The following is a 22,007-nucleotide window of genomic DNA, read 5'->3' on the forward strand; positions in this document are numbered from 1 at the left end:
TCAGGGTTCGTAGACGGCGTTGCGGTCGACGGTGCGGTAGATGTCCATGCCGAGCGGCCGTCGTCGCTCCTCGGCGAGGTGTCCGAGCAGCCCCGCCGCGCGGGCCAGCAGGGCGAAACCGCGCAACATCTCGACCGGGAGCCCGAGGTCGGCGAGTGCCGCCCCGCAGACTCCGGCGCCGTTGAGCGGCAGGGTGCGGCCGAGCACCTGCGGGTGTACGCGTCCGACCGCCTCGAACAGCCGCAGGTGCGGGCCGTGCAGGCCCTCCTCGGTGGCGATCCTGATCAGCACGGGGGTGCGCGGGTCCTGCTCCTTGTGCACGGGGTGCCCGAGCCCGGGGACCAGTCGACGCTCCTGCTTGGCCCGGGTGACCGCGTCGAGCGCCACCGCGTCGTAGTCGGTCACCTCGCCGGCCTGGGCGAGCGTGTCGGCGAGGAAGCGTCCACAGTCCTCGGTGACACCGAGGAAGCGGGAGCCGCCGCCGAGCAGGCCGGCGGCGAGCGCGCCCTGCAACGACTCGGGTGCGGACAGGTACGTCAGCCGGGCGGCGATCGCCGTCGGGGTGAAGCCGTGGTCGGCGAGGGCCACCAGCACCGCCTCGAAGACCCGTGTCTCACCCGGGGTGGGACGGCGGCCGGCGACCAGCCAGTACGCCAGCTCGCCGAAGCCCACAGTGCCCATCAGGTCGGCGGCCAGGTCCTGCCCGAGCAGCGAGATGGTGGTCGGGTCGGAGGTGCCGATCCCGGTGGGGAAGCTCAGTTCTTCAGCCACGCGCGGATCTCCTCGCCGTGTTCGTCGAGCCCCGGCGGCGGCAGCTCGTACCGGGCCGGGGTGTCGGAGAAGGTGATGGGGTTGCGGACACCGGGCACGTCTCCGACGGTGACGACCGGGTCGAGCCCCAGTTCCTCGGCGAGCGCGACACCACCGTCGATGGTGTTGATCGGCGCGCACGGGACGCCGGCGGCGAGCAGGTCCCGGAACCACTCGTCCTTGGTCCGCTTGGCGAGGCGTTCGACCAGCAGGGGCCGCAGTTGTTCGCGGTTGGCCGTGCGGTCCTGGTTGCGGCCGAAGCGCGGGTCGTCCGGCAGGCCGGGCAGGTCGAGCACCTGGCAGAGCTTGCGGAACTGCCCGTCGTTACCGGCGATGACGATCAGCTCGCCGTCGGCGGTGGGCAGTGGCTCGTACGGGAAGAGGCTGGGGTGCGCGTTGCCCATCCGGAACGGGACGGTGCCGCCGGCGACGTAGCCGCTGGAGTGGTTGACCAAACCGGACAGCGCCGAACTGAGCAGATTGACCTCGACGTGCTGGCCTCGTCCGGTCTCGTCACGGTGGTGCAGCGCGGCGAGGATGCCGATGCTGGCGTGCAGTCCGGCCATCACGTCGAAGACGGAGATGCCGGCCCGGTACGGCGAACCGTCCGGGTCGCCGGTGAGGCTCATCAGGCCCGAGATGGCCTGCACCATGAGGTCGTAGCCGGGGAAGTCCCTGCCTGCGCCGGTGCCGAAGCCGCTGATGCTCGCGTACACGATCTTGTCGTTGGTCGCGGTGACCGCGTCGTAGTCGAGGCCGAACCGGGCGAGGCCGCCGGGCCGGAAGTTCTCGATCAGCACGTCGGCCCGGCGGGCCAATTCCTGCGCGGCGGCCAGGTCGTCGGGGTTCCTGAGGTCCAGGGCGACCGACCGCTTGTTGCGGTTGATGCCGAGGTAGTACGTCGAGACCCCGTCGCGGGTGGGCGGCATCCAGGTGCGGGTGTCGTCGCCACCGGGGCTCTCCACTTTGATCACCTGGGCGCCCAGGTCGGCCAGGAGCATCGTCGCGTACGGCCCGGCGAGGATCCGGGAGAAGTCCGCGACGAGCAGGCCGGCCAGTGGGCCTGTCGAATGCTGCACCATGTTTCCGCCCGTTCTGCGGACACCTGTCCGCTGGGACAGCTTGCGATACCGCACGGTGCGTGTCAACGGCGCGATTCGCGCGCGGGACCACGCTCTTGACACGAATCGTGACCGGGACCACACTTGCGCCACTCGGGCTGGCCGCACAGCGGACAGGAGTCCGGATTCCCCTCGTACCGTGAAAGGAATGGGTGGCGAATGAGCGCAACCGACCGGCCGGTGGTCTTCCGTAACGGCCTGGTTCTCACCATGGACGACGCGCACACCGTGCTGCCCGGCGCCGACGTGCTGGTCGTCGGCGGCCGGATCGCGCAGGTCGGCGTCGGTCTCACCGCACGCGACGACGCCCTGGAAATCGACGCCACCGGCGGCATCCTCATGCCCGGCATGGTCGACACCCACCGGCACCTGTGGCAGACCGCGATGCGCGGGTACGGCGCCGACTGGACCCTGACCCAGTACTTCGTCTGGTACTACCTCGAGTCGGGCAAGCTGTTCCGGCCCGAGGACGTCTACGCCGGCAACCTGCTCGGCGCCATCGAGGCGATCGACGCCGGCGTCACCACCACTGTCGACTGGTCGCACGGGTTGCAGACGCCCGAGCACGCCGACGCCGCCGTGGACGCGCTGGAGGCGGTCGACGGACGGTTCGTGCTCGCCTACGGCAACATCCAGCAGGGGCCGTGGGAGTGGGCCACCTCGCCGGAGTTCCGCGACTTCCACCGCCGTCGCGTCGACGGTGGCAAGCTGGCCGGCTTCCAGTTGGCGTTCGACGTCACCGGTGACCCCGCTTTCCCGGAACGGGCCGCGTTCGAGGTGGCCCGGGAGTTGGGCGTCGCGGTGACCACCCACGCGGGCGTGTGGGGCGCCACCAACGACGACGGCATCCGGCTGATGCACGAGAACGGGTTCATGACCCCGTCGACCGTGTACGTGCACGCGGCGACGCTCACCCAGGACTCGTACAACCGGATCGCCGCGACCGGCGGCTCGGTCTCCGTCTCGACCGAGAGTGAGCAGAGCGCCGGTCAGGGTTACCCACCCACCTGGCAGTTGCGCCACCACGACATCCCAGTGTCGCTGTCGATGGACACCAGCGTGTGGTGGAGCGGCGACCTCTTCTCCGCGATGCGCAGCACGCTCGGCGCGGACCGCTCCCGGGAGCACCTGGAGGCGCACGCCAAGCAGGAAACCATCACCCACTGCCACCTGCGCGCCGAGCAGGTCGTCGAGTGGGCCACCCGAGGCGGCGCCCGTGCGCTCGGCATGGACGCCACGATCGGCGCGCTCACCCCCGGCCGTCAGGCCGACGTCGTCCTGATCAAGAACGACGCCTCGCCGGTGATGTTCCCGATCCTGAACCCGCACGGTCACGTCGTCTTCCAGGCCCAGCGTGCCGACGTGCACACCGTGCTGGTGGGTGGCCGGGTCGTGAAACGCGACGGCCGCCTCGTCGGCGTCGACCTCGCCGCCGCGCGGACCAGGGTGGCCGCGACCATCGATCACCTGCGCGAGACGATGGGGGAGGAGGCTTGGCAGCGGGGAATGAACCCGGACGTCCCCGAGACCGCGATCCTGGAGAACCCGTACCAGTACACCGAGTGGGACGCCGGGTCGGCGCAATGGAAGCATTAAGGACATGAGTGACAACGGAAGGGGCGCCGGGCCCGACTTCATCGAGGCTCTCGCCCGTGGCCTCGACGTCCTGCGCTCCTTCCGTCCCGCCTGCCCCTCGATGACGCTCAGCGAGCTCGCCACCGCCACCGGCCTGGCCCGCCCCACCGTCCGGCGCATCCTCATCACGCTCGAATCGCTGGGCTACGTCCGCGCGGTCGGCCGCGGCCACACCCTCACCCCGCGCGTCCTGGAGCTGGGGATGGCGTACGTCAACGCGCTGAACATGTGGGACGTGGCCCGGCCGCACATGGAGAAGCTCGTCGCGCAGACCAACGAGTCGACCTCGATGGCCCAGCTCGACGGCAGCGACATCGTCTACGTCGCCCGGGTGGCCGTACCCAAGATCGTCACGCTGGGTGTCACCATCGGCACCCGCTTTCCGGCACCGGCGACGTCGATGGGCAAGGTGCTGCTCGCGGCCCTCCCACCGGAGACGCTGGCGACCGTCCTCGCCGAGCCCAGCCGCTCCGGCATCACACCGCGTTGGCAACCCGCACCGGGCGACCTCGACGCCGTGCTGCGCGAGGTCCGGGCCAAGGGCTGGGCGCTCGCCGACCAGGACCTGGCACCGGGAATCCGGTCCGTCGCCACCGGCGTCCGCGACGGCGACGGGCGGGTCGTCGCCGCCATCAACGTGACAGTGCACGCCGCCGAGACCTCGCTGGAGACCCTGCGCGAAGAGCACCTTCCGAGGTTGCTGCGCGCGGCCGCCGACATCGGGCACGACTGGGCGCTCACCGCCGCCGTGCCGGTGGTCACCGCCTAGACGAGCAAGATCTCACTTCGGTTTGGCCTGGCCCAGGTGATCGGCAGGCCGGGCGGCGCGGCCCAGGGCATCTCCTGCCGATCATGAGCTTCGCGAATCGTCCGGGGCAGCGCCGACACCGGACCGGATGCCATAGTGCCGCGATGAAGGCGGACCTGCACAGTTACTTGAAGGGCGGCCGCGAGTCGCTGCTGTGGAAGCTCGACGGGCTCGGCGAATACGACATTCGGCGTCCGTTGACCCCGACCGCGACCAACTTGCTCGGTCTGGTGAAGCACTCGGCGGCCATGGAGATCCTCTACTTCGGCGTCGTGTTCGGCCGACCGTTCGAGCAGGAACTGCCGTATGTCGGCGACGGGGCGGAGACCAATGCCGACATGTGGGCGAGCCCGGGTGAGACCCGCGAGGAGATCGTCGCACTGTACCGTCGCGCGGTCGCCCACGCCGACACCACCATTGAAGCCCTTGCACTGGATGAGGTAGGCCGCGTGCCGTGGTGGGGCGATGCAGCAGTCACGTTGCACCACGTCCTGGTCCACGTCATCGCGGAAACCCAACGGCATGCCGGCCACGCTGACATCGTGCGCGAACTCATCGACGGCACGGCCGGGCTGCTGCCCAGGAACGACAACCTGCCCCCCGTGGACGAGTCATGGTGGCTGGACCACCACCAGCGAGTGGAGCAGGCTGCCCTCGACGCCAGCAAGCGCAGCAACTAGTTCTCTGCCGCCTGGGCCGGCCTGCCGAAAATCGATCATGATGACTGGAAGTGTCGTACGCCTGTTCTAGATTCGGGTCGTGGTCGAGGAGTTGACGCAGGCAGAGGACGCCATCGCGGCCTGCGCCGACACGGCCACCTGGGCACTGCGCGAGGGCGAGCTGATCACCGCGCTCGACACCGCGCACCGCATCGAGCAGCGTCTCGCCGCGGTCAAGCTGGCCCTGATCCGTGAGCTCGACGGCCGAGGCACCGCCACAGCGCAGGGCGCCTCCTCCACCGCGGTCTGGCTCCGCGAACGGTTACGCCTCACCATCCCGGCCGCCCGCCGCCTCGTCGACCTCGCCGAGGTTCTGGACACAGGCAACCCTGGGGTGCGCCACGCACTGGCCGATGGCCACATCACCGTGGACCAGGCCCCTGTCATCGCCGACACGGTCGACAGCGTGCAGACCGCCGCCGGTCCCGAGGCGGCCGACAAGGCCCTCGGAGTGCTCGTCGAGTGGGCCGGGCAATTCGATCCCACCCTCCTACGCAAACTCAGCACCCGCATCCTCGACCACGTCGCACCCGACATCGCCGACGCCGCCGCCACAGCCGCTCTGGACGCCGAAGCCCGCCGCGCTACCCGTGACCGCCACCTCACCCTCTCCACCCTCAGCGACGGCCGCCTGCGACTCACCGGCATCCTCGACACCGAGACCGCCGGGCTGCTCCGTGCCGCCATCGACCCACTCAGTGCACCCTCGGGCCCTGACGACCAGCGCTCTCCCGGGCAACGCCGGCACGACGCTCTCAGCGACATGTGCCGCCTCGCCCTGCGCACCGGCGAGTTGCCCGAGCACGGCGGTGATCACGCCCAGATCGTCGTCACCACCAGCTACGACGGGTTGACCCGGCAACTGGGCAGAGGTGCCCTCGACACCGGCCTGCGCCTCACCCCCGAGGCCGTGCGCCGCCTCGCCTGCGACGCCGCCATCCTCCCCGCCGTCCTCAGCGGTGCCGGCCAACCACTCGATCTCGGCCGACAACGTCGTCTCATCACCGGCCCCCTCCGGCGAGCTCTGGTGCTGCGGGATGGGGGCTGCGCCTTCCCGGGCTGCGACCGACCACCGCGCTGGTGCGACGCCCACCACATCAAGCACTGGGCCGACGGCGGCGACACCAGCCTCGCCAACGCCGTCCTGCTCTGCGGCCACCACCACCGGCACCTGCACCACAGCGACTGGGCGGTGCGACTGGCAGGCGACGGCCACCCCGCGTTCGTGCCACCGGCCTGGCTCGACCCTGAACAGGTCCCCCGCCGCAACCACTACCACCGACGAACGTGAGCATCACCCGAACACAACGATCACCCCGGTCAGCAGGCCGATCGAGTGGCCAGGCCAGCACCCCCCCAAATCCCGCGCGGTCACGACGGTCAGAAGGCGCGCGGCCAGGGCCCCACTCCCGCTGAGCTGCCGGGGCGGTGAGGGAGGCGCGCGACCAGGACCGGCACGGCCCACTCCGTCTCAGCTACCGAGGCGGTGGGAGAGGCGCGCGACCAGGACCCGGCACGCAGCTCGGCCGCGATTTCGTACCCGATTCCCTTCGTGCCGGGGACCAGCGCGATTCTCGATGCAACTTCGCCGCTGCGCCGTTGGTGGACGCGCCAACCGTCACGACGGTGATCGCTTGGCCGTCGCACAGCCGAACCCGGGCCGCACCGCGCTGATCCGGACCGCGACCCGCCCCTGGCTCGCGGCTCTGCCGGCTGATTGCCACCCCGACGTCCGGCCACAGTCGCACGGCCGATCGGATACGCGGCCGGGCGGTCGCGAAATCCGGCGGCGAATCGTCACAGCTGGCGGTTAGTCTTCCTCCGCGCGTCGTCGTCCTGGCACGTCGCGCCCCGCGCCCGGTTGGCGCGGCATCGCCGCCACCGCCCACCGTCGGCCGGCTCAATCGACTTCAGGAGAGTTAGTGACACAGCAATCCCTCGCGACATCGGACAAACTCGACGGCGCGGTGCTCAAGGTGGCGGGCGTCGTCGTCCTTGGCGCGATCATGTCGATCCTCGACGTGACGGTGGTCAGCGTGGCGCTGCCCAAATTCCAGAGCGAGTTCGACGCGTCCTACGCCCGCGTGGCCTGGACCATGACCGCCTACACCCTCGCGCTCGCCACAGTGATCCCGCTCAGCGGGTGGGCGGCGGACCGGTTCGGCACCAAACGGCTCTACATGGTGGCGCTGACCCTGTTCACGATCGGGTCGGGGCTCTGCGCCATGGCCGACACCATCGGCGAGCTGATCGGCTACCGGGTCCTGCAGGGCCTCGGTGGCGGCATGCTCATGCCGCTGGGCATGACCATCATGACCCGGGCGGCCGGTCCGCACCGGATCGGCCGGCTGATGGCCGTCCTCGGCATCCCGATGCTGCTGGGGCCGATCGGCGGCCCGATTCTCGGTGGTTGGCTGATCGACACCGCGAGCTGGCACTGGATCTTCCTGATCAACCTGCCGATCGGCCTGATCGCCCTGATCTACGCGCAGGTCGCGCTGCCGAAGGACGCGCCAGAGCCGTCCGAATCGTTCGACTTCGTCGGCATGCTCATGCTCTCGCCGGGCCTCGCCCTCTTCCTCTACGGCGTCTCGTCCCTGCCGGAGGCGGGCACCTTCGCCGAGGCCAAGGTGTGGGCTCCGATGCTGGTCGGCGGCGCGCTGGTGGTGGCGTTCGTGCTCTACTCGTTCAAGCCCCGGCACCCGCTGCTCGACCTGCGGCTGTTCCGCAACCGCAGCCTGACCATCGCGTCGGTGACCATGTTCGTGTTCATCATCGCGTTCATGGGCGCCGGCCTGCTGTTCCCGAGCTACTTCCTGCAGGTGCGCGGTGAGTCGACGCTGGCCGCCGGCCTGCTGATGGCGCCGCAGGGCATCGGCGCGATGATCACCATGCCGATCGCCGGCACGCTGGCCGACCGCGTGCCGATCGGGCGTACCGTCCCGTTCGCGCTGGGGCTTATCGTCGTCGGGTTCTTCGGTTTCACCCAGGTCGACCCGCAGACGTCGTACTGGCTGCTCGGCGGGTCGCTGTTCGTGATGGGCCTGGGCATGGGCGGCACGATGATGCCGATCATGACGTCGGCGCTGCGGACGTTGTCGGCCAACGACGTGGCCCGCGGCTCGACGCTGGTCAACATCCTCCAGCAGATCGGCGGTTCGGTCGGCGCCGCCGTGATGTCGGTGATCCTCACCAACGAGCTGAACGGCTCCCGGCAGATCCCCGGCCTGGTGGACGAGAGCGGCAAGCCGGTCACCGAGGCCGGGCTGGCCATCGCCGCCCAGCAGCGGCCGGAGCTGCTTCAGCAGATGCCGGTCGACCCGTCGCTCATCGAGCGCGGGCTCGACTTCGCCGCCAAGTCGTTCGCCAGCACGTTCTGGGTGGCGTTCGCGCTGGTCGTGCTCACGCTCATCCCGGCGGCGTTCCTGCCGCGCCGACGTCAGCCGGCGCAGCTCGACGACCCGCAGGGCGAGCAGGCCAGGACGCCCGTCGTCATCCACTGACCGACCCCGCCGCGCCCGGCACCTGAGGTGCTGGGCGCGGCGGGTACGGCGTCAGCGCAACGGACCGTCGCCGGGCCCGTCCGGGTCCTCGACCACGTGGATCGCCGCCTCCTCCGCGCTGGCGGCACCCGCGTCGATGCCGGCGTCCCACGCCACCGACTCGGCCTCGTCGTCCTCGCGGACGCCCTCGTCGTACGCGACGAGACGGCCGGCGCGCGCCTCCGCCTCGTACCCCCGGCGGGTCAGCTCGTCCTCGTCGTCGCCACCCTCGGCGTACGGGTCGACATCCGGCACCTCCTGGGCGAGGTGTTGCGCCAGGGACTCGCCCGCCCGCTCCTCGGCCGGCGTGGTGCCGAACCGGTTTGCCGCCGTCCAGTGGTCCTCGGCGACGATGCCGGTGTCGAGGGGGTCGCCGACCCGGTCGTCGTCGAGGGTGTCGGAGGCGTCCAGGACGCCGTCATCCTCGGCCACGTTCCACTCGTCGACGGAATCCACTCGTTCGGTCTGGCTCACGGCGGTCTCCTCTTCGTTGCGGTGCAGCAAAGCGCTCAGCCTATGACCGTGCAACGCGCCCGCACCCCGAGGCCTGCCCGCTGTGACGAACCCACCTCGGGGCGGGCGGTGCCCGGTGGGTCAACGCTTCAGCAGCTCCGCCACGGCGTCGGTGAACTCCACCGGCTGCTCGATGTGCGCGAAGTGTCCGCTTCGCTCCAGCGTCACCAGCCGCGAGTCCGGAAGCCCCGCGTGCAACTGCTCGGCCCAGCGAGGGCCACAGATGAAGTCGTACGCCCCGACGATCACCACGACGGGCACTGTGATCTCAGCGAGGTTCTCCCGCACGTCGAAGGGTGTGGGGTCCTGCGCGCCGGCCGGCGTCGCCCAGATCCGGACGGCCGCCTGAAACGGGGCGAACTCGTCCAGTCGGCCCCAGAAGTCCGCGAAGTACACCGGCAGGGCGGCGCGCAGAGCGGCCCCCAGCGACTCGTCGTCCGTCGCGCCGCCGATCTGCGCGAAGGCAGCCGGGACCGCCGCGGCCTCCGGCCGGTCCGGGTGCCGCTGCGGGTAGGCGGCGAGGCCGGCCATGGCCTCGCCCCAGAACTCGGCGCCGGTGACGGGCGAGGTGTCGTACAGGGCGAGGCCGGAGATCCGGTCCGGGTGGGCGAGCGCGTACCGCTGGACGACGAAACCGCCGTGCGAGTGCCCGAGGAGGTACACCCGGGGTTCGCCGAGGTGCTCGACGACGGCGTGCAGGAACCGGACATATGTGTCGAGACGGTAATCGTCGGGGTTGTCGAGCTGCCCCGACGCGCCAGTGCCCACCGGCTCGACGTAGACCATGGTGAAGTGCGTCTCAAGGCTGGGCGTCCGCAGGTACGCCCACTCGATGCCCGGGCCGCCGGAGTGCGCCACGCAGACCGGGCCGGTGCCGGCGACGTGGTAGACCTGCCGAACGCCATCCACTGTGAACGTGTGGGCGCCGGGTGCGAGGGCGCTGACGTCGTGGCTGGTGAAACCCATGAACTATCTCCCGATCCGAGACCCGCGCGGCGTCCGCCGGCACGGCAACTGGTGCATGACGCAGACCAGATGCGCGGGTCGAGAGGAAAGTTCGCTCGGTCGGAGAAGTTTTTTCAGACCAGCGCGGGGACGGGGTGGAAGAGGGTGAGCTGGCGCACCCGGCCCTCGCGCAGCACCTGCAACCACAGCGCCGCGGGTGGGCAGTGCTCCGGGTCGTCGGGTGGGCTGATCAGGTCGGTTTCCCAGATCAACACGTCGCCGCTGGCCACCACGTTGCGCAGCCGCTGACGTACCCCGGCGGCCAGGTCGCAGTTCATGCCGTTGATGGCCAGGTCACGGCCACCGCGCGGGCCGCCTGGCACGATCATCTCGGCGTCCGGCCACCAGCTCTCGCGGACCACCCGCTCGAAGTCGCCGCCCATCGCCGTGGAGATCATGTCGCTGCCCTCCCGCCACCGCGAGTCGTTCGAGGCGGCGACGTCCGTGTGCGCCGCGTCCGCCGCCGTCCGCAGGCCGCCGGCGAGCGCCCGGCGGGCGTGGCTGAGGCGGCTGCGGACGGTGCCGACCGGCACGCCACACACGGCCGCGATCTGCTCGTACGAGGACGCGTCGCTGAAGTACCGCAGCAGGGTGACGAGCCGGTCAGGTTCGGACAGTTGCCCGAGGGAGTGCCACACCCAGTCGCGCATCGCGGCCCGGTCCAGTGCCTCCTCCGGGGTGGGTGTGTCGGCGGGGCGGGTGAACCACTCGGGTTCGGCGACCGGGACGGCTCTGGGCCCGCGCAACGCCATCCGGCTGTTGTTGCGGACGATGGCCCGCAGCCAGGGGCCGACGGCGTTCGGGTCGCGGATCTCGCCGATGCGACGCAGGGCGACGACCATCGTGTCCTGCACCGCATCCTCGGCGTCCGGCCCGTAACCGAGGACGCTCAGCGCGACGGCCCGCATCCCGGCCTCGTGCCGGGCCAGCAGCGCCCCCAGCGCGGCCGCGTCTCCCGCCTGCGCGAGCACGACCAGTTCCCCGTCGCTCTGCGTCACGCCCAGTTCCTCCCCGAAACGCCTGTTCTGAACGCTTGTGCTCCATCAAGCGTACGGCGGGCCGGCGTGCCAATGCCCCGGGCCGTCGGCCGTCCTACGCTGCGGACGGGCTGGCGGCGCGGGTCGCCCGGGTGCCGATCTGCCGCAGGTGCGCGATCAACTCCGGAGGCTCATGGACCTCCATGTCGCAACCGAGGGTCAGCAGGCGCCACGCCAGCCACTCCAGAGTGTCGGCGTTGCTGCGCAACCGGCAGGAGGTCGCGTCGATCGGCTCCAGATCGACGCCGGCACCACCGAGCGGGCCCGCCATCCGCTCGATCGGTGCGTGCAGCGTCACCACCGCCCGGTAGACGGGCGTCAGCTCAAGCAGCTTCTCCGTCATGAACGAGGCGGCGTCGGGTGCCGGCAGTTGCCGGGCGGCGACCCGGGTCCCTGTGGGGCGCAGGTCGGTGATCCGGTCGACCCGGAAGATCCGCCAGTCGTCGCGGTCGTTGTCGTAGCCCACCAGGTACCAGCGCCGGCCTGCCGACACCAGCTTGTACGGCTCGACGAGCCGTTCGGTGTCCACGCCGTCGCGACGGCGGTAGGTGAACCGCAGCTGTTCACGATTGTTGACGGCGGCGGCCAGCGCGCTCAGGTGCTCCGGGTCGACCGTCGGTCGGTCCCAGGTGAGCAGCGGTTCGGTGGCCGCACCCAGCGCGCTGACGCGGTGCCGCAGCCGGGACGGCAGCACCTGTTCGAGCTTCGCCAGCGCCCGTACCGAGGCCTCCTCGATGCCTGCCACCGCGTGACCGGCGGCGGTGCGCAGACCGACAGCGATCGCCACCGCCTCGTCGTCGTCGAGCAGCAGCGGCGGCATCGCCTTGCCGGCGACCAGGCGGTATCCGCCGATCGCGCCCATCGTCGCCTGCACCGGGTAACCGAGGTCGCGCAATCGCTCCACGTCGCGGCGGATGGTGCGCAGGCTGACGCCGAGCCGGGTGGCCAACTCGCTGCCGGGCCACTCGCGGGGCGTCTGCAACAGCGACAGCAGGCCCAGGAGTCGGGCGGGGGTGTCGGACATGGTCCCAGAATGCCAGCGATGTGTGCCAGAAGCTGTCCTATATGGACCGTAGCGTTGCCGGCATGACGCCATTTCGCATCGACATCCCACAGGCGGACCTCGACGACCTGCGTGACCGGCTCTCCCGAACCCGGTGGCCCCGCTCGTTGCCCGGCACCGGCTGGAGCCGCGGGGTGCCGGTGACGTACCTGCGCGAGCTGACCGAGTACTGGGCGAATGGTTACGACTGGCGGGCCCACGAGGCGCGCCTGAACGACTTCCCCCAACTCGTCACCGAGATCGACGGCTTGGATGTGCATGTGCTGCACGTCCGCTCGCCGGAGCCGGACGCGCTGCCGTTGTTGCTGACACACGGCTGGCCCAACTCAGTGGTCGAGTTCACCGAGCTGATTGGCCCGCTGTCCGACCCACGCGCTCATGGCGGGGATCCCGCGCAGGCGTTTCACGTGGTGGTGCCGTCGGTGCCCGGCTACGGTTTCTCGCAGGCGCCGCCTGCCGGGTTCACGATCGACAGGCTCGCCCGGATGTGGGTCGAGCTGATGGCCCGCCTCGGCTACCACCGTTACGGCACCCAGGGCGGCGACCTCGGTGCGTACATCGCGCCACGGGTGGCAGCGGCGGCGCCGGAGCAGGTGGTGGGCGTGCACATCGACGGCGGGTTCGGCTTCCCGACCGCCGCCGACGTGCCGGACATGAGCGCGGCGGAACGCGCCGAGTGGGAGCAGATGCAGCAGTGGATGAGCGGTGGCGTCGACCATCACGCGCTGCTGCGGGCAGCGCCGCAAACCTTGTCGTACGCCTGGAACGACTCGCCGGTCGGGCTGCTGGCCTGGATGATGCAGAAGTTCAAGGAGTTCACCATGACGGTGCCGACGCCGGAGCAGGCCATCGACCGGGACCACCTGCTCACCAACGTGAGCCTCTACTGGTTCACCGGCACGTCGGGAACGTCGTCGTGGCCCATGTACGAGCGACTCACCGTCGCCGACGATGGCGGTTTCGCCTGGCCCACGGGCCAGCGGCGGGTGCCGTCCGGTGTGTACGGCGGCGGCTCCGCGCTGATGCGCCGCCTCGCCGAGCGGGACAACACCATCGTCCACTGGCCGCAGGGCAACCCGGGCAGCCACTTCGTGGCGATGGACGAGCCGCTGGCGCACGCGGCGGACATCCGCGCGTTCTTCGAGGGCCTGCGATGACCGAGCTGAGCTGGGCGCAGGTGTCCGCCCGACGGCTTGCGCGACACCGGCTGCGCCCGCCAGCGGCGGACGCGGCACCGGATGCCGCACGCGTCGCCGACGTGGTGTCGACGATCTGCGGCGCGCACGCCCAGATCGCGTCGGCCGCCGAGCTGTCCATCGGGCTGCGGGTGCCGGGCACGACCCGCGCCCTGGTACGCCGGGCACTGTGGACCGACCGCACGCTGGTCAAGACCCGTGGGCCACGCGGAACCGTGCACCTGCTCGCCGCAGCGGACCTGCCGATGTGGGTCGGCGCGCTGACCGCGTTGCCGGCGCCGTCCTGGGAGCGGAGCGTTGTCCTGCTGACGCCCCGGCAGACCGAGCAGGTCCTCGCGGCCATCGCCGACGCGGTCGCCGAGGCCGACCTGACCACCGCCGAGCTGACCGAGGAGATCGTCGCCCGTACCGGCCCGTGGGCGGGCGACCTGGTCATGGAGGCGTTCCAGGACAAATGGCCCCGGTGGATCGCCGCGATGACCGCCGCCACCCGGGCCGGAGTGGTCTGCTTCGGCCCGAATCGCGGTCGGGTCAGCACGTACACCAGCCCGACCCGGTGGCTGCCCGACTTCGCGCCGATGCCCGGTCGCGCCGCCCTGGCCGCCCTCGCCCGCAGCTACCTATACGCGTACGGGCCGGCCACCCCGGCACAGTTCGCCCGGTGGCTGGCGGTGGCGCCGGGATGGGCGACGTTGCTGTTCGACTCGCTGGACCTGACCGAGGTGACGGTGGAGGGCACCCGGGCCTGCGTGGCCGCCGACGACACCGAATTCCCCGACGACCAGCCGTCCGGGTTGCGGCTGCTGCCGTACTTCGACGCGTACGCGGTCGGCTGTCACCCCCGCGAACGGCTCTTCCCCGGTGCCGCCGCCGAGCGGGCACTCGCCGGTGGCCAGGCCGGCAACTATCCGGTGCTGCTGGTCGACGGGGTGGTCGCCGGCGTGTGGCATCAACGCCGCTCCGGCCGCTCGATCCGGGTCACCGTCGAGCCGCTGCGGACGCTCGGTGCCGCCCAGCAGCGGGCGTTGGGGGAGGAGGTCGAGCGGGTCGGCGAGATCCTGGAGGGCAAGGCGTCGCTGACCATCGGCACCGTCAGTGTCGGTCCGCACGCCTGAGGCCACGCCGGCCCACCGCCTGGGCGACGATGGGAGGGTGCATCCCGAACCGGTCGACCACGCACCCCGACAGGCGTTCCCCTGGGCGCTCCTGCGCCAGCGCTGGGAGGACCTCACCTTCCTGCACTGGGCCGTCGCTCCGGAGGTGGTCGCGCCGTTGCTGCCCGCCGGCACTCGTCCGGACACGCTGCAGGGGGTCAGCTACGTGGGCCTGATCGGTTTCCGGATGGTCGGGCTGGGCTTCGGCCGCGGCCCGGGGGTGCCGTACTTCGGCACCTTCTGGGAGACCAACGTCCGGCTCTACTCCGTCGACGACGCCGGCCGGCGAGCGGTCGTGTTCCGGTCGCTCGACGCGTCCCGCCTGCTGCCGGTGCTGGTGGCGCGGGCGACGCTGCGCCTGCCGTACCTCTGGTCGTCGATGCGGTTGGATCGCGACGGCGACCGTCGCACCTACCGCTGCCGGCGGCGCTGGCCGGGGCCGGCGGGTACGACGAGCCGGATGGTGGTGCGGGTGGGGGAGCGGATCGTCGAGCCGACCCCGCTCGAACACTTCGTCACCGCCCGCTGGGGGCTGCACACCCGGGCGTACGGGCGCACGCTGCACCTGCCGAACTGGCATCCGAGCTGGCCGCTGCACCGGGCCGAGGTGCTGCACCTGGATGACGAGTTGGTCGCCGCCGCCGGGCTGCCGGCATCGCTCGGGCCACCGGTGAGCGTGCTCTACTCGCCAGGTGTCGGCGTCAGGTTCGGCCCGCCGGTGGCGGCCCGGCCACACGGTGCCGGGCCGCCGGAGCCTCAGTAGCGGCCACCCTCGGGCGCGGGCAGCGCGTCCAGGTCGGCCAGGTCCTCGGCGCTGAGCCGCACATCAGCGGCCGCGCAGTTGTCCACCAGGTACTTCGGGGTCTTGGTGCCGGGGATCGGGATGACCTGGTCACCCTGGACGACCACCCACGCGAGGGCGACCTGTGCGGGGCTGAAGCCGGCCCGGTCGGCGATCTCCCGGACCCGGGCGACGATGGCGAGGTTGGCGCGCAGCGCGTCCTGCTGGAAGCGCGGCAGGCCACGCCGGAAGTCGTCGGCGGGCAGGTCGTCGAACGAGGTGAACCGGCCGGCGAGGAAACCGCGACCGAGCGGGGAGAACGGCAGGAAGGCGATGCCCTGCTCGGCGCAGTACGGCAACACCTCGGCCAACGGGTCGCGCGTCCACAGTGACAACTCGGACTGCACCGACGCCACCGGGTGCACCGCCTGGGCCCGCGCGATCTGCGCGACCGTCACCTCGGACAACCCGAGCTGCCGGGCCTTGCCCGCCGCCACAACCTCGGCCATCGCGCCCCAGGACTCCTCGATGGGCACCTCCGGGTCGACCCGGTGCAGCTGGTAGAGGTCGACGTGGTCGGTGCCGAGCCGGCGCAGGCTCTCGTCGATCGCCGTACGGATGTGCTCCGGGCGGCCGTTGTTGCCGATCTTCGGTGAGTTGCCGGGACCACCGGTGGGGGAGGTGGCCACCAGGCCGACCTTCGTGGCCAGTACGGCCCGCTCCCGGTGCCCGCCGGCCAGCGCCCGCCCGACCAGCTCCTCGTTGGTGTACGGCCCGTACACGTCCGACGTGTCGATCAGCGTCGCGCCCAGGTCCAGTGCCTGTCGGATGACGGAGATCGACGTGTCGTCGTCGCGGGGGCCGGTGATGTCGTAGCCGTGGCTCATGCCCATGCAGCCGAGGCCGATGACGCCGACCGCGGGTCCGGTGCTGCCCAGCGTGGTGGTTCGCATGCGCCCACGCTACGACCGGACCGGCCGACCCGCACCCGCCGTGGCGGGCACAGCCGCCCACCGGGTACGTGACGACTCTCACCGGAAGTGGACTCGGGAGTCCGGTACGGTGGGCGCTAAGCGGACCTGCGAGTCCGGATGTGCTCGACAGTGACTTACGAGGAGCCCCATGAACCCGGTACGGATCAGCGATGCCCTGCGCGCGGTGGTCTTCGAGCCGACGCGCGACCTGACCGACGCGCTCGACGAGTTCTACGCCCCCGACTACACCCACCGCAGCGACGGCGAGACCCTCGACCGGGCCGCGTTCGTCGAGATGGTGACCCGGGTGCGTGGTCAGATCGTCGATGGCACCGTGCGAGTCCTCGACGAGCTGCGCGATGGCCTCCACTACGCCGAACGACACGTCTTTGAGATCACCATGGCCGACGGGTCGACCGCCAAGCGGGAGATCGCCATCTTCGGGTCGTACGCCGAGGACGGTCGCTTCCGCCACCTCAGCGAGACGGGCTTCGACCTGCCCGCCTGACCTCACCTCGACGACCAGAAACAGGAGAGAGCCATGCCCCGCCTTACCGACCCCGACCCGAACGCGATTCCGGCCGACGTCCGCGACGTCCTGTCCGCCCTGCCGCCCGACCCGATGGTCAAGATGCTGACCCACTCGGTCGGCACTGTGGCACCCTTCATCCAGCTCGCGAGGGCGCAGTTCACCTCGTTGGAACTGCCCGCCCGCTCGCGGGAACTGGTCATCCTCACCGTGGCGGAGTACACCGGGTGCGAGTTCGTGGCGGCCCAGCACGCTCCGATGTCCGCGGCGGCCGGTGTTGACGAGCGCACCCGCGAGATCATCAGCAGCCGCGACATCGACAACCCGTACCTCTCCGCGTACGACCGCACGCTCATCCGATTCGCCGCCGAGGTGGTGCGGTCACCGCGCGTTCCCGACGACCTCTTCGACCAGGTGCGGCACATCCTCAGCGAACGCGAGATCGTCGAGGCGCTCCAGGTGATCGGCTACTACTGGTCGTTCGGCCGGGTGGCCACGGTGCTCGACGTCGAACTCACCACCGTGTACGGCGACGAGCCGCTGCTGACCGACGAGACCGAGCGGGCAGACTGAGGCCATGGCCCCACCGACGCCGAGCGACAGGGATGCTCCCCATCGCCGTCTCGACGCCCGTCGCAACCAGGAGCGGGTCATCGCCGCCGCCCGGGAGCTCTTCAGCGAGCAGGGTCTGCAGGTGACGGTGCCGCAGGTGGCGGAGCGGGCCGGGGTGGGCCGCGCGACGGTGTACCGCAGCTACCCCAGCAAGGAAGACCTGATCATCGCGGTCGTCCAGCAGCAGTTTCAGGAGCTGGAGCAGCGCACCCGCGCGGCGCTCGACGGCGTCGACGCGTACCGGGAGTGGTGTTCCTACGTGCCCGACCTGTTCGGACGCCTCGCCCGCGACCGGGTCCTCGCCGACGCGTTCTTCGAGGGCAGGCTGGTGCCCGCAGCGCGCATCCTGGGCCTGATCGGGCAGCTGGTCGCGGCGGCCCGAGCGTCCGGCAAGATCCGCCCGGACGCCGGGGAACTGGACATCCGGGTGATCCTCTGCGGGGCGGTCCGGCAGCTCATCGTGCTCGACGAGCGCGACCCGGCGGTGTGGCGCCGGTACGCCGACCTCGTGCTCAACGCGCTGCGCCCCTGACGGCCACGGCTGACACTGGGAGAAAGTTCGGCGGACGTGTCGAGGACGGTCGGTCGGCTTCGACCATTGGTTGAGGGCCGGAGACAGCCGGCCTCGCCGACGAGCCGACACGGCACGGACCGAGGAGTGGATCGATGACGAAGGTGACGACCGGGGCGACGATGTCGTTGGACGGCTACATCGCGGACGCGTCCCACGGCGGCTTCAAGTACCTCTTCCAGTGGTACGAGAACGGTGACGTCGAGACGCCAACGGCCGACCCCGAGCTGACCTTTCGCACGTCCGCCACGAGCGCCCGGCATCTGCGGGCTCTCACCGAGCGGACCGGCGCGCTCGTCGTCGGCCGGAGGCTCTTCGACATCACTGGCGGGTGGGGTGGCCGGCACCCGTTGGACGTGCCCGTCGTGGTGGTCACGCACAGCGTGCCGGAGGGCTGGGCACCCGAGAACGACTCCTTCGTCTTCGTCACCGACGGCATCGAGAGCGCCATCGCCCGGGCGAAGGCGATCGCCGGCGACAAGGAGGTCGGTGTCAACGGCGGCACCATCGCCGCCCAGGTCATCGAGGCCGGCCTGCTCGACGAGGTGCACGTCGACCTCGTCCCCGTCCTGCTCGGCGCCGGCATCCCGCTCTTCGCCGACCTGAAGATCGCGCCACTTCAGCTGGACGGCCCGTTCAGCGTCGTCGAGGGCGACGGCGTCACACACCTGGCCTACCGGGTACGCCCAGCGGCCTGAGCGCCTTGCCCCCATAGGCATTGATCGATATTGTGCGCGCAGGCGCCGCCCCGCCTCAGACCACCACCGTCGATCCGAAGCGGGTTCCGCATGCGCACACTGAGACTTGTCACGACCCTGGCCGTCGCCGGCCTGCTCGCCGGTGGGGTGGCAGTGGTCGCCGCCACACCGGCCAGCGCGGCCACCGCCGTGTTCTCCGTGACGAACAACTGGGGCAACGGCTACCAGGGACAGGTGACCGTCACCAACGACACCTCCGCCCCGATCACCAGCTGGCGGGTGGAGTTCGACCTGCCGTCCTCCTCGACCGTCAGCCAGTCGTGGAACGCGCAACAGACGACCTCGGGCAGCCACTACACCTTCGCCAACGTGTCCTGGAACGGCACCCTCGCCGCCGGTGCCTCCACCTCGTTCGGCTTCCTCGTCAACGGCACCGGCACCCCGGTGAACTGCACAGTGAACGGCGCGTCCTGTGCCGGCGGTCCACCCCCGACCACGCCACCACCCACCACCCCGCCGCCGACGACCCCGCCGCCGACCACCGGCACGCCGGTCGAGCGGCACGGGCAACTGCGGGTCTGCGGCACCACGATGTGCGACAAATCCGGCGCGCGGGTGCAGCTGCGCGGCATCAGCAGCATGTGGCTCAACTGGGAGACGGCCCCGTACGCCGAGAACCTCTCCGCGTTGACCTGGATGCGCGACAACTGGAACCTCCAGGTGATCCGCGCGGCCATGGGCGTGGAGCCGGCGGGGGCGTACCTCAGTGACCCGGCCAAGGCGCGCGCGCAGGTGGAGACCATCATCAACAACGCGGTCACCGCCGGGGTCTATGTGATCGTCGACTGGCACGCGCACGAGGCGCAGAACAACCAGTCCCAGGCGGTGGCGTTCTTCGGCGACCTGGCCCGCCGGTACGGTCACCTGCCCAACGTCATCTGGGAGCCCTACAACGAGCCGCTCCAGGTCAGCTGGACCAACGTCATCAAGCCGTACCACCAGGCGGTGGTGTCCGCGATCCGTGCCGTCGACCCGGACAACATCGTCGTGCTCGGCACCCCGACCTGGTCACAGGACGTGGACGTCGCGGCGGCCAGCCCGGTCACCGGCACCAACCTGATGTACACCCTGCACTTCTACTCCTGTACCCACGGGGCGTCGCTGCGCGCCAAGGGCGACGCGGCGATCCGCGCGGGTCTGGCGCTGTTCGTCACCGAGTGGGGCGCCAGCAACGCCGATGGCGGCCTCGACGGCCGGGCCTGCCTGCCGGAGGCGCAGTCCTGGATCGACTGGATGAAGGCGAACGGCATCTCCTGGACGGCCTGGAAGCTCGACGTCGGCACCGACACCACCAACCTGCTCAGCCCCGGCGCTCCGGTGACCGGTGGGTGGACCAACTACCTGCACGGCCACGCGCCGTTCGTGGTGGCGAACATGAGGTGATCCCGGCCGCTCCTTGACCGCGATTGATCGAATCGAGACTGCTGATGTCGGGGTGTCCAGGCCGGCGGGACACCCCGACATCGCCGACCGCCACCACGACCGAGCCACGGCCACCGTCGCGGGGGTCACTGTGTGAAAGCCCGGCGGTACGCGGTAGGGGTTGTGGCGAAGGCCCGCTGGAAATGCGCACGGAGATTGGTCGCCGTACCCAGGCCGGTGCGCCGTGCGACTTCGTCGACTGTTGTCCCGCCGTTCTCGAGCAGGGTGCAGGCGGCGCGCAGCCGTTGCTGGATCAGCCACGCTCGTGGGCTCATCCGGAACCGGCTCTGGAAAGTGCGGTGCAGCGTACGGCTGGACATCACACCCTGCCGGGCAAGGTCCGCGACAGTGATCGGGCGGTGCAGGTTGCTGCTCGCCCAAGCGGTGACCGTGGCCAACTCGTCGTCCTCACCGGCAACGCCAGCCGGGATGAACTGGGCCTGACCACCGGCTCGGTGCAGCGGTGTGACCATGTGGCGGGCCCGTTGGATGGCGGCAGCCTGCCCGTGGTCGCGGCCGATGAGGTAGAGGCACATGTCGAGACCGGCGGCGAGTCCGGCGCTGGTGATCACCTCGCCTTCGTCGATGTAGAGCGCATTCGCGTCCACGAGCACCAGTGGGTGCTCGTGGGCGAGCGCGTCGGCGTGCGCCCAGTGGGTCGTCGCGCGGCGACCGTCGAGCAGGCCGGCCTGGGCCAGCGCGAAGGCGCCGGTGCAGATCGACGCGATGCGGGCGCCACGACGGTGTGCCTGCCGCAGCGCATCGAGAGCACGCGGCGGTGCCGGACCACGGCGGAATCCGGGCACGATCACCGTGTCGGCATCGTCGAGCGCGTCAAGCGTCGCGGCGACGCTCAGCTCCAGATCGTCCGTGGTGGTGGTGACCGAACCGCCGTCCAGTGTGCACACCGTCATCGCGTACCGGCCGTGACCCTCGTGGCCGAACACCTGCGTCGCGATGGTCAGATCGAAGGCGACGACAGTGGGTAGGGCGAGGACGGCGACCCGATGCGTGGCGGGTTTCTTACGCATGGTGGCAAGGATGCCACTCGCCGCCGCCCGGTCGGCAGGAGATCCTGGGCCGTATGCGGATCGAGATCGTGGTGTTCGACGGCTTCGACGAACTGGACGTCTTCGGGCCATTCGAAGTCTTGTCGATGGCCGGCTTCGACGTGGCGCTGGTCGCCGTCGAACGGCCGGGGCTGGTCACCAGCATGCGTGGTGTCCAACTCCAGGTCCCTGAGGTGCTGCATCAGGCCGATGGCGTGATCGTCCCGGGTGGCGGATGGCTGAACCGGGCCGCCGAGGGTTCCTGGGCGCAGGCGCGGCGTGGTGTGCTGCCGGCGAGGCTGGCCGAGCTGGCACCATCGGCGCGGTGGATGGCGTCGGTGTGCACCGGTGCGCTGGTGCTCGCCGCCGCCGGCCTGCTGACGGGTCGGCGGGCGACCACCAACCGCAACGCGTACGACGAGTTGCGTGCCCACGACGTCACAGTCCTCGACGAGCGGGTGGTCGACGACGGTGACCGGGTCACCGCTGGCGCGCTCTCGGCCGGCCTCGATCTGGGGCTGTGGCTCACGGAACGGGAACTCGGCGCCGCCACCGCCAACCGGGTCGCCACGACCATCGAGTACCGGGCTGCGAGTCGCTGAGCAGCGCGGACAGAACGGGCGCGTCACCTTAACGCGCCGGAAACACCACCGGTACCAACCCTGGGAACGCTCGTCGGACAGCCAGACCACCGACACGCGAACCGGG

Annotated in this window: 22 protein-coding genes; 14 read left to right on the forward strand and 8 right to left on the reverse strand. The window is 70.8% G+C overall.

Features of this window, described 5'->3' with window-relative positions; translation table 11 throughout:
- Both FB453_RS24505 and FB453_RS24510 read right to left on the reverse strand, forming a co-directional pair.
- Complete coding sequence (locus FB453_RS24505; RefSeq protein ID WP_145793846.1) at nt 1–771, reverse strand: citryl-CoA lyase; 771 nt, start codon at nt 769–771, stop codon at nt 1–3.
- Nucleotides 756–1,892 carry a CaiB/BaiF CoA transferase family protein gene (locus tag FB453_RS24510; RefSeq protein WP_112725027.1) on the reverse strand — a complete coding sequence of 379 codons (1,137 nt, stop codon included), beginning with the start codon at nt 1,890–1,892 and terminating at the stop codon, nt 756–758. Before FB453_RS24510 ends, FB453_RS24505 begins: the two co-directional genes overlap by 16 nt.
- A gap of 198 nt (nt 1,893–2,090) precedes the next feature.
- Here FB453_RS24510 and FB453_RS24515 point away from each other — a divergent pair, with 198 nt between their 5' ends.
- The 5 genes from FB453_RS24515 (at nt 2,091) to FB453_RS24540 (ending at nt 8,596) form a co-directional block, all read left to right on the forward strand.
- Entirely contained in the window at nt 2,091–3,527 is a 1,437-nt protein-coding gene (locus FB453_RS24515) for an amidohydrolase family protein (protein WP_145793849.1), read from the forward strand.
- A gap of 4 nt (nt 3,528–3,531) precedes the next feature.
- On the forward strand, nt 3,532–4,335 hold the full coding sequence (locus FB453_RS24520) for an IclR family transcriptional regulator domain-containing protein (protein ID WP_091399055.1): 804 nt from the start codon (nt 3,532–3,534) through the stop codon (nt 4,333–4,335).
- A gap of 143 nt (nt 4,336–4,478) precedes the next feature.
- The gene (locus tag FB453_RS24525) at nt 4,479–5,054 is read left to right on the forward strand and encodes a DinB family protein (RefSeq protein WP_145793851.1); all 576 of its coding nucleotides are present in this window, start codon (nt 4,479–4,481) and stop codon (nt 5,052–5,054) included.
- A 79-nt stretch (nt 5,055–5,133) separates the two neighbouring features.
- Complete coding sequence (locus FB453_RS24530) at nt 5,134–6,384, forward strand: HNH endonuclease signature motif containing protein (RefSeq protein ID WP_145793853.1); 1,251 nt, start codon at nt 5,134–5,136, stop codon at nt 6,382–6,384.
- Between the two features lie 631 nt (nt 6,385–7,015).
- Entirely contained in the window at nt 7,016–8,596 is a 1,581-nt protein-coding gene (locus FB453_RS24540) for a DHA2 family efflux MFS transporter permease subunit (protein ID WP_145793856.1), read from the forward strand.
- A gap of 51 nt (nt 8,597–8,647) precedes the next feature.
- On the opposite strand, the gene FB453_RS24545 is transcribed toward FB453_RS24540, so the two are convergent.
- The 4 genes from FB453_RS24545 to FB453_RS24560 all read right to left on the reverse strand — a co-directional run bounded on the left by FB453_RS24545 (nt 8,648) and on the right by FB453_RS24560 (nt 12,214).
- Complete coding sequence (locus FB453_RS24545) at nt 8,648–9,109, reverse strand: DUF5709 domain-containing protein (protein ID WP_112589637.1); 462 nt, start codon at nt 9,107–9,109, stop codon at nt 8,648–8,650.
- A 120-nt stretch (nt 9,110–9,229) separates the two neighbouring features.
- Entirely contained in the window at nt 9,230–10,114 is an 885-nt protein-coding gene (locus tag FB453_RS24550; protein ID WP_145793858.1) for an alpha/beta fold hydrolase, read from the reverse strand.
- Between the two features lie 113 nt (nt 10,115–10,227).
- Nucleotides 10,228–11,151, reverse strand: coding sequence for a sigma-70 family RNA polymerase sigma factor (locus FB453_RS24555; protein ID WP_145793860.1), 924 nt, complete (start codon nt 11,149–11,151; stop codon nt 10,228–10,230).
- Nucleotides 11,152–11,245: 94 nt separating this feature from the next.
- The gene (locus tag FB453_RS24560) at nt 11,246–12,214 is read right to left on the reverse strand and encodes a helix-turn-helix transcriptional regulator (RefSeq protein WP_145793862.1); all 969 of its coding nucleotides are present in this window, start codon (nt 12,212–12,214) and stop codon (nt 11,246–11,248) included.
- Nucleotides 12,215–12,276: 62 nt separating this feature from the next.
- Between FB453_RS24560 and FB453_RS24565 the strand changes: the two genes are divergently transcribed.
- From FB453_RS24565 to FB453_RS24575, 3 genes are read left to right on the forward strand one after another with little or no spacing between them, the layout of a single operon-like run.
- Entirely contained in the window at nt 12,277–13,410 is a 1,134-nt protein-coding gene (locus FB453_RS24565; RefSeq protein WP_145793864.1) for an epoxide hydrolase, read from the forward strand.
- Nucleotides 13,407–14,564 (forward strand): winged helix DNA-binding domain-containing protein, encoded by a 1,158-nt coding sequence (locus FB453_RS24570; protein ID WP_145793867.1) that lies wholly within the window; start codon nt 13,407–13,409, stop codon nt 14,562–14,564. The genes FB453_RS24565 and FB453_RS24570 overlap by 4 nt, the downstream gene beginning before the upstream one ends.
- A 37-nt stretch (nt 14,565–14,601) precedes the next feature.
- Nucleotides 14,602–15,366 carry a YqjF family protein gene (locus FB453_RS24575; RefSeq protein ID WP_112589536.1) on the forward strand — a complete coding sequence of 255 codons (765 nt, stop codon included), beginning with the start codon at nt 14,602–14,604 and terminating at the stop codon, nt 15,364–15,366.
- Here FB453_RS24575 and FB453_RS24580 read toward each other — a convergent pair.
- Complete coding sequence (locus tag FB453_RS24580) at nt 15,360–16,337, reverse strand: aldo/keto reductase (RefSeq protein WP_145793869.1); 978 nt, start codon at nt 16,335–16,337, stop codon at nt 15,360–15,362. The genes FB453_RS24575 and FB453_RS24580 overlap by 7 nt on opposite strands.
- Before the next feature lie 169 nt (nt 16,338–16,506).
- Here FB453_RS24580 and FB453_RS24585 point away from each other — a divergent pair, with 169 nt between their 5' ends.
- From FB453_RS24585 to FB453_RS24605, 5 genes are all read left to right on the forward strand, one after another.
- Complete coding sequence (locus FB453_RS24585) at nt 16,507–16,866, forward strand: nuclear transport factor 2 family protein (RefSeq protein ID WP_145793871.1); 360 nt, start codon at nt 16,507–16,509, stop codon at nt 16,864–16,866.
- Between the two features lie 33 nt (nt 16,867–16,899).
- Nucleotides 16,900–17,460, forward strand: coding sequence for a carboxymuconolactone decarboxylase family protein (locus FB453_RS24590; RefSeq protein WP_145793873.1), 561 nt, complete (start codon nt 16,900–16,902; stop codon nt 17,458–17,460).
- A 4-nt stretch (nt 17,461–17,464) separates the two neighbouring features.
- The gene (locus tag FB453_RS24595; protein ID WP_145793875.1) at nt 17,465–18,031 is read left to right on the forward strand and encodes a TetR/AcrR family transcriptional regulator; all 567 of its coding nucleotides are present in this window, start codon (nt 17,465–17,467) and stop codon (nt 18,029–18,031) included.
- A 134-nt stretch (nt 18,032–18,165) separates the two neighbouring features.
- The gene (locus FB453_RS24600; RefSeq protein WP_145793877.1) at nt 18,166–18,768 is read left to right on the forward strand and encodes a dihydrofolate reductase family protein; all 603 of its coding nucleotides are present in this window, start codon (nt 18,166–18,168) and stop codon (nt 18,766–18,768) included.
- A 90-nt stretch (nt 18,769–18,858) separates the two neighbouring features.
- Nucleotides 18,859–20,211, forward strand: coding sequence for a cellulase family glycosylhydrolase (locus FB453_RS24605; RefSeq protein WP_145793879.1), 1,353 nt, complete (start codon nt 18,859–18,861; stop codon nt 20,209–20,211).
- A gap of 125 nt (nt 20,212–20,336) precedes the next feature.
- On the opposite strand, the gene FB453_RS24610 is transcribed toward FB453_RS24605, so the two are convergent.
- Nucleotides 20,337–21,281: a DJ-1/PfpI family protein gene (locus tag FB453_RS24610; RefSeq protein ID WP_145793881.1), complete on the reverse strand. Its 945-nt coding sequence runs from the start codon at nt 21,279–21,281 to the stop codon at nt 20,337–20,339.
- Nucleotides 21,282–21,334: 53 nt separating this feature from the next.
- Here FB453_RS24610 and FB453_RS24615 point away from each other — a divergent pair, with 53 nt between their 5' ends.
- Nucleotides 21,335–21,901, forward strand: coding sequence for a DJ-1/PfpI family protein (locus FB453_RS24615; RefSeq protein WP_145793883.1), 567 nt, complete (start codon nt 21,335–21,337; stop codon nt 21,899–21,901).
- Nucleotides 21,902–22,007 lie beyond the last annotated feature (106 nt).

This window comes from Micromonospora sp. CNZ322 (genome assembly GCF_007827755.1).

What these genes read in the sequence shown, in the direction of transcription:
- FB453_RS24585 (WP_145793871.1), top strand. Translation starts at nt 16,507, where the DNA reads ATGAACCCGGTACGGATCAGCGATGCCCTGCGCGCGGTGGTCTTCGAG.
- FB453_RS24610 (WP_145793881.1), bottom strand. Translation starts at nt 21,281, where the DNA reads ATGCGTAAGAAACCCGCCACGCATCGGGTCGCCGTCCTCGCCCTACCC.
- FB453_RS24510 (WP_112725027.1), bottom strand. Translation starts at nt 1,892, where the DNA reads ATGGTGCAGCATTCGACAGGCCCACTGGCCGGCCTGCTCGTCGCGGAC.
- FB453_RS24580 (WP_145793869.1), bottom strand. Translation starts at nt 16,337, where the DNA reads ATGCGAACCACCACGCTGGGCAGCACCGGACCCGCGGTCGGCGTCATC.
- FB453_RS24615 (WP_145793883.1), top strand. Translation starts at nt 21,335, where the DNA reads ATGCGGATCGAGATCGTGGTGTTCGACGGCTTCGACGAACTGGACGTC.
- FB453_RS24525 (WP_145793851.1), top strand. Translation starts at nt 4,479, where the DNA reads ATGAAGGCGGACCTGCACAGTTACTTGAAGGGCGGCCGCGAGTCGCTG.
- FB453_RS24550 (WP_145793858.1), bottom strand. Translation starts at nt 10,114, where the DNA reads ATGGGTTTCACCAGCCACGACGTCAGCGCCCTCGCACCCGGCGCCCAC.
- FB453_RS24565 (WP_145793864.1), top strand. Translation starts at nt 12,277, where the DNA reads ATGACGCCATTTCGCATCGACATCCCACAGGCGGACCTCGACGACCTG.
- FB453_RS24570 (WP_145793867.1), top strand. Translation starts at nt 13,407, where the DNA reads ATGACCGAGCTGAGCTGGGCGCAGGTGTCCGCCCGACGGCTTGCGCGA.
- FB453_RS24595 (WP_145793875.1), top strand. Translation starts at nt 17,465, where the DNA reads ATGGCCCCACCGACGCCGAGCGACAGGGATGCTCCCCATCGCCGTCTC.
- FB453_RS24560 (WP_145793862.1), bottom strand. Translation starts at nt 12,214, where the DNA reads ATGTCCGACACCCCCGCCCGACTCCTGGGCCTGCTGTCGCTGTTGCAG.
- FB453_RS24605 (WP_145793879.1), top strand. Translation starts at nt 18,859, where the DNA reads ATGCGCACACTGAGACTTGTCACGACCCTGGCCGTCGCCGGCCTGCTC.
- FB453_RS24520 (WP_091399055.1), top strand. Translation starts at nt 3,532, where the DNA reads ATGAGTGACAACGGAAGGGGCGCCGGGCCCGACTTCATCGAGGCTCTC.
- FB453_RS24515 (WP_145793849.1), top strand. Translation starts at nt 2,091, where the DNA reads ATGAGCGCAACCGACCGGCCGGTGGTCTTCCGTAACGGCCTGGTTCTC.
- FB453_RS24600 (WP_145793877.1), top strand. Translation starts at nt 18,166, where the DNA reads ATGACGAAGGTGACGACCGGGGCGACGATGTCGTTGGACGGCTACATC.
- FB453_RS24590 (WP_145793873.1), top strand. Translation starts at nt 16,900, where the DNA reads ATGCCCCGCCTTACCGACCCCGACCCGAACGCGATTCCGGCCGACGTC.